6 protein-coding genes and 2 pseudogenes are annotated in these 11,998 nt (G+C 70.9%); 7 read left to right on the forward strand and 1 reads right to left on the reverse strand.

What is annotated here, in order from left to right:
• Positions 1 to 195: 195 nt before the first annotated feature.
• A pseudogene (locus ACIRC0_RS39420) lies at positions 196 to 590 on the forward strand (DUF5990 family protein); the annotation flags it as partial.
• A 33-nt stretch (positions 591 to 623) separates the two neighbouring features.
• Here ACIRC0_RS39420 and ACIRC0_RS39425 read toward each other — a convergent pair.
• Positions 624 to 761: pseudogene (locus tag ACIRC0_RS39425) on the reverse strand (DUF6207 family protein); the annotation flags it as partial.
• 3,397 nt (positions 762 to 4,158) lie between these two features.
• Here ACIRC0_RS39425 and cas3 point away from each other — a divergent pair.
• The 6 genes from cas3 (at position 4,159) to cas6e (ending at position 11,940) form a co-directional block, all read left to right on the forward strand.
• Entirely contained in the window at positions 4,159 to 6,981 is a 2,823-nt protein-coding gene (cas3, locus tag ACIRC0_RS39430) for a CRISPR-associated helicase Cas3' (protein WP_403626886.1), read from the forward strand.
• Positions 6,982 to 7,134: 153 nt separating this feature from the next.
• A complete protein-coding gene (gene casA / locus ACIRC0_RS39435; protein WP_403626889.1) occupies positions 7,135 to 8,715 on the forward strand; it encodes a type I-E CRISPR-associated protein Cse1/CasA in 1,581 nt (526 codons plus the stop codon).
• Positions 8,716 to 8,762: 47 nt separating this feature from the next.
• The gene (gene casB, locus ACIRC0_RS39440) at positions 8,763 to 9,398 is read left to right on the forward strand and encodes a type I-E CRISPR-associated protein Cse2/CasB (protein ID WP_403626892.1); all 636 of its coding nucleotides are present in this window, start codon (positions 8,763 to 8,765) and stop codon (positions 9,396 to 9,398) included.
• Entirely contained in the window at positions 9,399 to 10,526 is a 1,128-nt protein-coding gene (gene cas7e / locus ACIRC0_RS39445) for a type I-E CRISPR-associated protein Cas7/Cse4/CasC (protein ID WP_403626895.1), read from the forward strand. It begins immediately after the preceding gene.
• Positions 10,523 to 11,293 carry a type I-E CRISPR-associated protein Cas5/CasD gene (gene cas5e / locus ACIRC0_RS39450; protein WP_403626898.1) on the forward strand — a complete coding sequence of 257 codons (771 nt, stop codon included), beginning with the start codon at positions 10,523 to 10,525 and terminating at the stop codon, positions 11,291 to 11,293. Before cas7e ends, cas5e begins: the two co-directional genes overlap by 4 nt.
• The gene (cas6e, locus tag ACIRC0_RS39455; RefSeq protein ID WP_403626901.1) at positions 11,290 to 11,940 is read left to right on the forward strand and encodes a type I-E CRISPR-associated protein Cas6/Cse3/CasE; all 651 of its coding nucleotides are present in this window, start codon (positions 11,290 to 11,292) and stop codon (positions 11,938 to 11,940) included. The genes cas5e and cas6e overlap by 4 nt, the downstream gene beginning before the upstream one ends.
• Positions 11,941 to 11,998 lie beyond the last annotated feature (58 nt).

Raw genomic sequence — 11,998 nt, forward strand, 5'->3', positions numbered from 1 at the left:
CTGAACTGCTGGACCGGCATCTGCACCACCTGCCACCAACCCCTGCCCAGCAGAACCACACCAAGATCAAGACAGACCTAACGGAGTCCTACTAGAACCGACGCCGCCAACCAGCAATGGACACTGAGGCCCGAGCAGAGGATCTCGGCCAATCCGTCTTCGGCGCCCTCCTGACGGAACCGGAACACCGATGATGACCTCCACGTCGCCGTGCAACGCCGCGACCGCCGCGACGACCTGCACGGCCCGCAGCCCGGCGACGCCCCCTCCGCCCCCTGGACGCTGGACTGCACCACCCATGCCACGCCGACCGGCATCGATGTAAATCGACGTACAAGGCCCCTACCTACAGGGGCGCCCCGGCCGGTTCATCTACCTCTCGTGGGGCACCGTCGACGACGCCGGCACCTTCACGATGTTCCGCCGCGCCAAACTCCTCCTCGACGCCGTCTCCACCGACGTCCTCGACGCCGCCGTACGCACCGGCCGGCTGCACGGACGCCTTGGCCTGACCGACGCACGCGGGCGGACCCCTGTGCGCACGCGTCGTACCCCCAACCATCGCCTTGACCGCCGAACCAGCCGAGTAGAGCCTGCTGGTTCCAAGGGATCGTCTCCCGGTCCGCCGGCGCGACGGCGCACCGCGCGGCGAGCAGCTCCTGAATAGCGAAGGCGGTCTCGTCATCGGCGGCCGCGACGTCCACTACGGCCAGACCCGGCAGGGCCACGTGCGCGTCATTGATCTGTCTCACGCACAGCACGACGTGCCGACGTCCCGCTGAAGTTCTCCCGCTCGAGCGTCTTCACCCGACCGGGTATGTACGAGCGCGGTTACAAGCGCGGTGCCGACGTAGCGTGCATTCGGGCCCCACCGATCCATCACCGGGGCCATGCACGCTGGCACAGAGGCCAGTCACCGCTGTCGTACTTGGTCCTCCGCGTACTGCGGAGCACCCCCGCATCGGCGGGGAGGACAAGACGCGGTAACTATCGGTATTCCCGTCGGTCGGAGCACCCGCGCATCGGCGGGTAGGACCCGAGCCCGGCCATCACGGCGAGGGCAAGGCACGGAGCACCCCCGCGTCGGCGGGGAGGACCTTGGACGGGATCGAGCGGATCGACGCGCGCACCGGAACACCCCCGCATCGGCGGGGAGGATTGTCTGGGATACAGGTTCGGCCGGTTCAGGTACGGAACACCCCCGCATCGGCGGGGAGGACCCGATCGCCCGGTCGCAGATCGGCGCCGGCGACGGAACACCCCCGCGTCGGCGGGGAGAACGTCGTCTCGACCACGTTGAGGCGCCACACCTTCGGAGCACCCCCGAGTCGGCGGGGAGGACAAGGCCCGGGTGCGGATCGGGTGCGGCTGCTGCGGAGCACCCTCGCGTCGGCGGGGAGGACGCGCTCACCAGGAACGCGACACCGCCCTCGGACGGAGCACCCCCGCGTCGGCGGGGAGGACCACTTCTCGGCTTCTTGTTCTGCTCGGCTGGCCGGAGCACCCCCGCGTCGGCGGGGAGGACGACTACGCCGCGAAGGCCGGCTACCCGACCGTCGGAACAGCCCCGCATCGGCGGGAAGGACAGTTCCTGGCGCACCTGGGGGGCGCCATGTTTGCCGGAACACCCCCGCATCGGCGGGGAGGACGGGCCCAGCTCCTCGTACAGCACGCGGCCCAGCGGAACACCCCAGCATCGGCGGGGAGGACGGTCGCCCCATCCCCCAAGCGCGGGGCGATGACGGAACACCCCCGCATCGGCGGGGAGGACACGGCCTGGGACCTCGCCACCGGACAGGACATCGGGACACCCCCGCGTTGGCGGGGAGGACCGCAGACGGCGGACACCGGTGAGGCAGTCCAGCGGAGCACCCCCGCGTCGGCGGGGAGGACGGCAGCCGGCCGCCGGCGGAGTGGACGGACGGAACACCCCCGCGTCGGCGGGGAGGACCGCATCCAGCAGGTGTTCGCCAACCTCAGCGACGGAACACCCCCGCATCGGCGGGGAGGACGGGTTGAAGGTCGACCAGTCCCAGACCGGGAACGGAACACCCCGCGTCGGCGGGGAGGGCAGCTTCCAGCCGTCCAGCGGGCCGAGGATCTGCGGAACACCCCCGCATCGGCGGGGAGGGCCAGACGATGACGAAGACGCGCTCCATCGGGCCCGGAACACCCCCGCATCGGCGGGGAGGACAGCGGCTGAGCAACCGACTGCAAGCCGTCCTTCGGAGCACCCCCGCATCGGCGGGGAGGACATCAGCCGCGGCGAAGTCCGCCCCCTCGCAGGCGGAGCACCCCGGCGTCGGCGGGGAGGACGAACGCGTCGGCGGCCGCGGCAAGGTCACCGACGGAACACCCCCGCGTCGGCGGGGAGGACGTCAAGAGCGTGGCGGACGGCGTCATGCAGGGCGGAACACCCCCGCGTCGACGGGGAGGACCTCGCCCGGGCCGGCATCTACAACACGGGCAACGGAACACCCCCGCGTCGGCGGGGAGGACAGCGTCTCCACCTCGGCACCCAGGTTCATCATCGCAACACCCCGCGTCGGCAGGGAGGACGCCACAGTGATGGAAGTCAGCGTCATACCCGACGGAACACCCCCGCGTCGGCGGGGAGGACCGGCCGTACTCACGCGCGACACTGCGTGATACCGGAGCACCCCCGCGTCGGCGGGGAGGACGCGGCCATGCTCAGGACTCCTCGGTCAGGAAACGGAGCACCCCCGCATCGACGGGGAGGGCAAGGGCGACCCGAACGAAGACCTGACGATGGACGAAACACCCCCGCGTCGACGGGGAGGACGACCGGGCTGTGGTCGCGGTGCTGGCTGCCATCGGAGCACCCCCGCGTCGGCGGGGAGGACGTGCCGTCCTTGTTCAAGGAGGGGTTGCCGTCCGGAGCACCCCCGCGTCGGCGGGGGAGGACATCCGCTCGACGTATTCGGCGGGGGTCCACGGCGGAGCACCCCGCGTCGGCGGGGAGGACGGCGTCCACCGGTTCCACTGCTTCTGCCACAGCGGAGCACCCCCGCGTCGGCGAGGAGAACGCCTCGTCAGCCACCACGATGCCCGGCTTGATGGGCACACCCCCGCGTTGGCGGGGAGGACCTGGAGAATCGCCCGGTCACCGTGCCGTATTGCGGAACACCCCAGCATCGGCGGGGAGGACCTCAGCAACACGGGCGAGAATCGCGCCCTGGACGGAACACCCCCGCATCGGCGGGGAGGACCCGATGGTGGTGGCGTCCAAGGCGGTTCCCTACGGAACACCCCCACATGGGCGGGGAGGACCTCGTCGAAGCGGACGGCTACGAGGTCACCGGCGGAACACCCCCGCATCGGCGGGGAGGACGTGCCGCATCGGCGGGGAGGACGTGCTGCTGTGGGTCGACGAGGGAGGCGAGGCCGGAACACCCCCGCGTCGGCGGGGAGGACCGCGGCGTCGCGAGGACCTTCTCGTCTTTCGGCGGAACACCTCCGCGTCGGCGGGGAGGACGCCTGGCCGAGGGCCGTGGCCTGCTTGCTGTACGGAGCACCCCCGCGTCGGCGGGGAGGACGCGTGCAGGGAGGCGTCGATCGGGCCGATCATCGGAGCGCCCCCGCGTCGGCGGGGAGGACGCGTGCAGGGAGGCGTCGATCGGGCCGATCATCGGAGCGCCCCCGCGTCGGCGGGGAGGACTTCAGCCGGCCCGACACCACCACATCCAGGCCCGGAGCACCCCAGCGTCGGCGGGGAGGACGTCGCCGGACCCGCAGACAACAAGGCGCCGGCCGGAGCACCCCCGCGTCGGCGGGGAGGACTTGCCGACAGCGACCACGGGACCCGGTGGGGGCGGAGCACCCCCGTGTCGGCGGGGAGGACGACTCGTTCATGAGCTGCCACGACAGGTGCGTCGGAGCACCCCCGCGTCGGCGGGGAGGACTTCCTGACCTGCGCCTCAGAGGTCGCTTTGCGCTTCTTTTGCCGTCGGCGGTTCTGTCATACGCATGAGGTTAAGGCTTTCCTCGCGGCGGCGGATTGTTTCTGGCGCCGCCAGGACGCACAGCACATGTCGTACCGGATGTATCCGATCGTGCCGCTGGGGGAGGCGTTGTCGGTGCCGCGTGCTTGGATCCTCGGCGTCGGCGGATGTTCCGTCCGGCTTGGGGGAGGGTGTTATGGGAGGGCCGGTGCTGGACGAGTCGGCGTGGGGGAAGTCGCGGGGGCTGGATACGGAGTGTCCACCGTATCCGTTGGTGCGGCATCTGCTGGACGCGGCGGCGATGGCCGTGCACCTGTGGGACGTGTACCTGTCGGAGAATCAGCGGCGGGCCATTGCCGCCGGCCTGGAATGCTCGCTGGAGCAGGCCCGCGGGGTGGTGGGTTTGTGTGCCGGGCTGCACGACATCGGGAAGATCTCGGGTTTCCAGTTCTGCTCCCGGCATGGGAAGGACCAGCTGAGCGAGGCGTTCCTCGCGGACGTGGGGAAGATCGGTGTCGAGCGGGTCAGTCACGATGTCGCGGGCATGCAGGCCACGTCCGCTGTGCTTGAGGCCCTCGGGTTCGAGGACGCTGGTGAGGGGTCTGCGGTGCGGCGTATCGCGGAGATCATCGGTGGCCATCACGGTCGTTTCCACCGCAATGACTACCGCCGCAATGCGCAGTGGGCTGTGCAGGAGCGGCTGGGTGGTCGGACGTGGGCGCTGCAGCGGGAGGTGCATGCGCAGGCGGTGCATTGCCTGCTGGGGGAGCCGAAGGTCCCGGGCGCGTTCGGTGCGGGTGCGGCGGTCTTGGTCGCCGGGGTGGTGATCTTGGCGGACTGGCTGGTCAGCCAGGCCGATTACGTCAAGGGCAGGCAGCGGACGCTGGAGAGTTCGCTGGAGAGTCACTTCCACCACTCTCAGGCCGATGCACCCGCTGTGCTGCGCGAGGCGGGTCTGGAGCCGGTGGAATTGGCATACCCGGGCTTTTCGAAGTCCTACGGCATCGGCGGGGATCCGAATCCGTTGCAGCGGTCGGTGATGGAGGAGCTCCCGGCTGCGGCGAAAGGCCGCAAGGGTGGGATTCTGCTGGTGACGGCTGCGCCGGGCGATGGCAAGAGCGAGACGGCGCTGGAGGCGGTGCGGGCGCTATCGCAAATCTTCCACACGCGCGGTTACGCCTTCCTGCTGCCGACCATGGCCACCAGTGACCAGATGTATGGCCGGGTGGCCGGCTCCCTGCGGCGGCAGGCGGCGCAGGGGGCGGGGTTGACGCTGCTGCACAGCATGGCGTGGTTGAACACCGCGTACGCGGATGAGGACCTCGAGGGCGGGGGCGAGGTTCTGGTCTGTGACGGGGACGAGGCGCCTGGCTCGGTGCGGCCGGAGGCCGATCTGTGGCCGCGGCGGTGGCTGCGGGGGATGAAGCGTGCGCTGCTGGCGCAGTTCGCGGTCGGCACGGTGGATCAGGCGTTGATGTCGGTGCTGCCGGTGCGGCACAACGCTCTGCGGCTGCTCGGTTTGTCGGGCAAGGCGTTCATTGTCGATGAGGCGCACGCCTACGACCCCTACATGCAGGTGCTGCTCGGGCGGTTGCTGAACTGGCTGGGCACGTTCGGGGTGCCGGTGGTGCTGCTGTCGGCGACGCTTCCCGCATCGGTGAGCAACCGGCTGATCAAGGAGTACTTGCGCGGCGCGGGCATGAAGTCCTCCGAGCTGAGAAAGCGGGAGTTCCCGGCGCCGTATCCGGGCTGGCTGTACGTGGACGCCGACACCGGCGCGTGCACGCCCATATCCGAGGCGCGGCAGCAGGAGCAGGCCGCCGTGCGGAGCATGGACCTGCAGGTGCAGGTCGAGCCTGTGGTGCACAGCGCGAAGGCGGGGGCACGGGGCCGGCTGGCCGTGATCGAGCGGCTGTTGGAGCCGGTGGCTGTGGGTGAGGGGGGCTGCGCTTTGGTGGTGTGCAATACGGTCGGCGAGGCTCAGGACACTTACCGTCGTCTGCAGGAGCGCTACCCGTCGCTGACCGGTGAGGAGTTGCTGCTGGTGCACGCCCGTTTTCCGGGGGACGTGCGCGAGGAGCGGACGGCGCAGGTGACGAGCGGGATGGGCCGCAGCGGGCCGCGCCCCACCCGGCGGATCGTGGTGGCGACGCAGGTGGTTGAGCAGTCCCTGGACCTGGACGCGGACGTCGTCATCAGCGATCTGGCTCCGCTGGCGCTGCTGCTGCAGCGGGCGGGCCGGTGCTGGCGACACGAGAACTGGTGGTCCCTCCACGGTTACCCCGGCGGGCGTGGTCGGCCCGGCTGGGCCGATGCCCCGCGGCTGGTGGTGCTGGACCCGCTGGCCGGCGGCGGGAAGGTGCCCGTGCAGTGGGGCGAGGTCTACGCCGAGCACCTGCTGATCGAGACGTCCGAGGTGATGGCCGAGCTGGATGGGAGGCAGATTGCGGTTCCCGGCGACGTGCAGGAGTTGGTGGAGCGGGTGCACGGGGATCGGGCCGACCGTTTCCACTGGGACGATCCGGCGAAGTCCGCCGCCTGGAGCGCCTACCGGGGCGGCGAGATGGCGGCGCGCGGCATGGCGGACGTCGTGGTCGTGCCGCGGGCGCGGAGCCTGTGGGAGCTGCACGAAATGCACCACTTGGAGGGCGCCGAGGACGAGTGGGAGGCCGCCACCCGCTTGGGCGCCGACTCGGTGCGCCTGCTGTGCGTCCACGAGCAGCCGGACGGGCGGATCACGCTGGACGTGGCCGGCCAGGAAGGGCTTCCGGCGGTGGATGCCGGGCCGACAGCGTCCGACGTACGGCGCGTGATGCGGCGCACGATCCCCATCCGCGCCGACTGGTTCGCCAAGGCGGAGGCTGACGCTCACCAGCCGCCCGTCTCCTGGTCGGAGCATCCCATGCTGGGCGATCTGCGTGTCCTGTGCCAGCCCGTCGTGGACGGGAGGGCACAGGCGGTACGGGTGGGGTCGAAGACCCTGCGCATGGATCCCGAACTGGGGCTCGTACGGGAGTGACAGCAGCCGGAATCCGCAGCTCAAGCGGCGGGTTTTCCGGCTTATCGCCCCGTTGTCAGTGCTGGCTGCTTCAATGTCACAGCCTGACCGGACACGTTCCGGTTGAGGGGGAACTGTCATGCCTGCATGGCGATTTCATGGCGAGGGGGCCTGATGGGTGGGGGGTTTGACCTGCGGGACGAGCCGTGGGTGCCGGTCCGACTGGCTTCGGGGGAGTCGGTCCGGGTCGGTTTCCGGGGGTTGTTCACGCGGGCGCATGAGATCGAGGATCTTGAGTTGCCGGTTGCGCCGGCGGCTTCCGGGCTGATGCGGATCCTTGCGGCGATGACGACGCGGATCGCGCACCACGAGGACGTGGGGCTGGACGACGAGGACACTGCGGAGGAGATCCGCCAGTGGTACGCCCTCCGTCGGGCCGTGCTCGCCCGGGGCCGGTTCGACCGGGACGCGGTCGACGCATACTTCGATGAGCAGGTCCCGGCGGGCCGGTTCGACCTGTTCGACGGGGAGCGGCCGTTCCTGCAGGACCCGCGACTGCTCAAGGAGTGCGTCGACGGCCAGGGACGGCCGAATGCGTCGGGTGTGAACAAGCTGGTGATGGGCCGTCCGACGGGTGTGAACGGTGCCGTGCTGTTCGGGCATTTCACGGACGGGGATCCGGTGCCGGTGCCGGCGGCGGAGGCGGTGTGGCATCTGATCGCGCAGTTGTATTTCGGTCCGTCGGGGCAGTGCACGCCGCGGCGGATCACCCAGACGCGGGCGGGCAGTGGGGATGCGGGGCCGCTGCGAAAGTCGATCTCGTACTTTCCGTGGGCGCCGGATCTGTTCACCACGCTGGTGCTGGCAGTACCCCGCCCCGGTGACCATGAGCCTGATGAGGCGGACGCCTGTCCCTGGGAGGAGGAGCTGCCCGATCCGCTGGGCCCCTGTCCTGCGTTGTCGTGGCCGCGCCGGGTGCTGACGGGCCGGTTCCGCCACGCCGCCTTGTTGGTGCCGTCCGCGGACCACACCGAAGTGACCGACGCCTACATCACGTGGTCCACGCACGAGACCGCGCATCAGGCGAGGGATCCATATCTGATCCTGGACCGGCGCCGGGACGGTGGCCTGCAGGCGAGGGAGGCGGACACTGCGCGGGCGCTGTGGCGGGATGTGGATGCGCTGCTGCTGATGGACAGCGCCCAAGACGCCTCGCGTCCGCGTGCTCTTGACGGTCTTCCGGACGCCTTGCGGGGCCGGCTGCGGGTGCGGGCCTACGGCTTCGACCAGGACGGGCAGCAAAAGGACAGCGGCTGGTTCCAGGCGACCACACCGCCCGTGTTGCAGTGGCAGCAGGAAACGGACCCGGAGATGGCGGCGCACGTGGAGCGCTGCCACCGGGCCGCAGAAGACGCCGGTGAACGGATGGAGTTCGCTGCCAAGGTCGCCTGGAAGCTCGCCACGGACGTGAACGCTGACGCCTCCGGCAAGGTGAAGCTCGACCAGCGCAAGCCGGGACCGTGGGCGGCCGCGGCCGTAGCGCGCTACTGGCCGGCGGCAGAGCGGGAATTCTGGCAGCTGGCCACACCCGGCCAGACGAGCGTGTGGCCGCAGCCGCCGTTCGTGAACGCTGCCCTGGCCGCCCTCGACACTGCGATCGGCAGCGCGAACCGGGCCGACATCCGCGTCGCCCGCGCCCGCAGCCGGGCCCGGGCGATCATCCGCGGCCTGCTGCAGGCACCCACCGCTGCCTGACCCGCCGCCCGTTCTTTTTCACCCACCCCATACCCAGGGATACGCCTATGTCTGAATCCGTACCGGCGGCGGTCGGCGCGCCGCCGACGAACGGCTCCGAGCGCGCCTCGGACGCCTTCGTCGCCTACGTCCTGGACCTGTGCAAGGTCAAAAAGACGCAGTCGGACCTGCGCACCGGGCTCGGCCTGCCGGTCGAGCGCTGCAACTACCTGCACCGCTACCTCGTCCCGCGACTGCCCGCGCGGATGCACCCCGACGCCCGCCGCGCCCACTATGCGGTGGCCGCGCTGATCGCCGCACGCCCCCGCGCCGCCCGCGAAGCCGACGCCGCCGGCAGCGTTCAGCCCTGGCCGGAGTGGTACCAGCGTGCCAACCTCGGCGCGGCGCTGGCCCAGGCGGTCAACAAACAGATCATCAAACCCGGCTCCGCCGAAGGCGACCTACACCTGATGGCCCGGCAGAGCAGTGGGGCCCTGCACCCCCGGCTGCCTGCACTGACCCGGCACCTGCTCACCGAGGGCGTGGCCGTGGACTGGGCGGTGCTGCTGGAGGACCTCGCCTGGTGGAACCGCGACCGCGACCGGATCGCCACCCGCTGGCTGGAGGCCTACTTCCGCACCACCGCCCCCGAACCGGAGCAGGACCCCGCTGCCCGCCCGTCCCATCTGACCGAGGAGAACTAAGTGTCCCTGTATCTCGACCTCTCGTGCCTGCAGTCGGTGCCGGCCGCCAACCTCAACCGCGACGACCTCGGCTCGCCCAAGCAGGTCCAGTACGGCGGCGCTTCCCGCATCCGCGTCTCCAGCCAGTCCTGGAAACGGGTGATCCGCCAGGGCGTCGAGCGCGACCTCGGTGAGCGGGCCGCCCGCACCCGCCTGGTCCCGGTAAAGGTCCGCCAGGCCCTCGAGCGGGCCGGCTGGCCCGAAGACCTGGCGGCATTCGCCGGGGCGCAGGTCGCCGCGAGCGCGGGCAAGAAGGGCATCGGCACGGAGAAAGCCGGCCACACCTCGGTACTGCTGTTCCTGCCCGAGGCCGCGATCGAGGAACTCGCCGCCGTGTGCGCAGAACACCGCAGCGAGCTGGAGAAGGCCCAGGGCAAAAAGAACCCGGGCCAGCTGCTGCCGCCGGCCCGCATCGAGGAGATCCTCAAACGGCGCACTGCCTCGATCAGCCTGCTGGGCCGCATGCTGGCCGAGCTGCCCGACGCGAACGTCGACGGCGCAGCCCAGATCGCGCACGCCTTCACCACCCACGCCAGCGAGCCGCAGCGCGACTACTTCACCGCCGTCGACGACTGGCTGGGCGAAGCCGAGACCGGCAGCGGCCACCTGGACACCGCCGAGTTCAGCTCCGGCGTCTTCTACCGCTACGCCACCGTCAACGTCACCGACCTGGTCAAGAACCTCGAGGGCGACCAGAAAGCGGCCCGCACCGTGCTGGCCTCCTTCGCCGAGCACTTCCTGACGTCGCTGCCGCAGGCGAAGAAGAACAGCACCGCCCCCCACACCCTGCCCGACCTGGCCTACGCGGCCGTGCGCGAGCACCGGCCCCTGTCCCTCGCAGCCGCGTTCGAGGCGCCAATCACCGCGGATGCGACCGGCGGGTACGCCAGGCCGTCCCGGCACGCCCTCGCCTCCTACACAGCGAACATCAACCGGCTCACCGGCGAGCGCCACCGCCCCTTCCACGGCCACGCCACCATCGCCCCTGACGAGCAGCTCACCGGCCTGGGCACCGCCCACGACTCCTTCGATCTGTTGATCGAGGCCGCCGTGGGGGCAGCCCTGCCCGAGACGGGAGAGCGGCAGTGAGCGGTCTGCTGCTGCGCCTGGCCGGCCCGCTGCAGTCCTGGGGTGAGCGTTCCGCGTTCACCCCCGTGCGGGACAGCGCACCCTTTCCCACCCGCTCCGCGCTGACCGGGATCCTCGCCGCAGCCGAGGGCCTCGGCCGCAGCGAGGAGGGGATCGACCGTTACGACCGCTTCCAGTTCACCGTGCGCGTGGACCGGCCCGGCACACGGCTGGTCGACTACCACACCGTCGGCGGCGGCTTCCCCAAGGCGCAGACCGCGGCCACCAGCGGCGGCAGCAACAAAGGCGCCGCGGTCATCACCCGCCGCCACTACCTCGCGGACGCCGTCTTCACCATCGCTGTCACCGGCCCCGACGCCGACACCGATCGCATCGCCAAGGCCCTGCGCCACCCCCACTGGGCGCCCTACCTCGGACGCCGCTCCTGCGCCCCGGACGAGCCGTTCCTGCTGCGCGCCCATGTCGCCGACCCCGTGCACGAACTACGCCACCGCGTCCCGCTCAGCCGCCCACTCGCGCGCTCCGAGCCCGAGACCGTTCCGGTGACGTTCCTGTATGAGCAGCCCCCGGCCGACGTACCGGACAACGAGATCGACGTCCTGGACGCCAACGACCATCCGGTCAGCTTCGCCCCACACCAGCGCAGCCATCGCACCCGGCGCATCTACCGGGTCGAGCACCGTCTTGCGCACTCCCTGGCCTGCCCCCGCCAGGAACTGATGGACCAGCTGATCACCTACTGCCTGGAGGAGGACAACGCCGCATGAGCCCCACCGCGGTGATCGCCCGCATCCGTCTCAACCCCTACAGCCGCGCTGTCCAACGCGACCTGCGCGACGCCACCCAGATGCACCGCACCGTAATGCGGCTCGCCCCCGACAACCTCGGCGACTCACCCCGGCGCACGGCAGGCCTGCTCTACCGCGTCGACGAAACCACCACCGCCAGCACCCTGCTCATCCAAGGCGACACCATCGACCCCGGCCGGCTGCCCGCCGACTACGGCCACGCGGACATCAAGGACCTGGCTCCCATGTTCGCCGCCCTGCGCAAAGGCCTGGCCGTCAACTACCGGATCGTCCTCAACCCCACGAAACGCGAGCGCCTGCCGCTCGAGCACAAGGGCCAGCGCGGCCGCATCATCCCGCTGTCCGGGCCAGATGCCGACCAGTGGTGGACCCAGCGCGCTGCCGACGCCGGTCTCCAGCTCCACGTCCTCACCCCCACCAACCTGGCCCCCGCAAGGCCGCGCGGCGCCGACGCCTCAGCCATGCGGCACAGCCTGATCCGCTACGACGGAACCGCCACCATCACCGACCCCGACGCACTCACCCAAGCCATCCTCACGGGCATCGGCCGCGGCAAGGCCTACGGCGCCGGCCTCCTCAGCCTCGCCCCGGCCAGAACCGCGTGAGCGCACCGCGAAGGGGCGGCGACGCCCGCACACGCCTCGCCGCCCCCACCCTCGCCAT

The sequence above is a fragment of the Streptomyces sp. NPDC093984 genome (genome assembly GCF_044764595.1).
GTDB lineage: Bacteria > Actinomycetota > Actinomycetes > Streptomycetales > Streptomycetaceae > Streptomyces > Streptomyces cynarae.

Bases quoted from the DNA above. Each gene is read 5' to 3' on its own strand.
- casA (WP_403626889.1), top strand. From the start codon at position 7,135: ATGGGTGGGGGGTTTGACCTGCGGGACGAGCCGTGGGTGCCGGTCCGA.
- cas6e (WP_403626901.1), top strand. From the start codon at position 11,290: ATGAGCCCCACCGCGGTGATCGCCCGCATCCGTCTCAACCCCTACAGC.
- cas3 (WP_403626886.1), top strand. From the start codon at position 4,159: ATGGGAGGGCCGGTGCTGGACGAGTCGGCGTGGGGGAAGTCGCGGGGG.
- casB (WP_403626892.1), top strand. From the start codon at position 8,763: ATGTCTGAATCCGTACCGGCGGCGGTCGGCGCGCCGCCGACGAACGGC.